The following is a 339-nucleotide window of genomic DNA, read 5'->3' as shown; positions in this document are numbered from 1 at the left end:
CCCAGTAAATAAATATTTAAAACTTTATGAAACAATTGATAAAGTAGTGGAGGAAATAGAAAGAGTAGATACTGAAAGAAAAAAACTTGATGTATTGACAGATGGAATAGTTATCAAAATAAATGATATGAGAACTAGAGAAATTCTTGGGTATACTCAAAAATTTCCTCGTTGGGCCATAGCCTATAAATTTGAAGCGGAAGAGACAACTACAAAACTATTAGAAGTTGAGTGGAATGTAGGAAGAACTGGGAAAGTAACTCCAACAGCCATTTTATCTCCTGTAGAAATTGGAGGAGTCACAGTCAAAAGGGCAACTTTAAACAACTGGGATGATAT

1 pseudogene is annotated in these 339 nt (G+C 33.3%); it reads left to right on the top strand.

Going from position 1 to position 339, the window contains the following annotated elements:
- Nucleotides 1-339 (top strand): annotated as a pseudogene (locus tag B0D78_RS12175) (NAD-dependent DNA ligase LigA); the annotation flags it as partial.

This window comes from Pyramidobacter sp. C12-8, assembly GCF_002007215.1.
Taxonomy (GTDB): domain Bacteria; phylum Synergistota; class Synergistia; order Synergistales; family Dethiosulfovibrionaceae; genus Pyramidobacter.
This window is presented reverse-complemented; position numbering and strand designations above follow the sequence as displayed.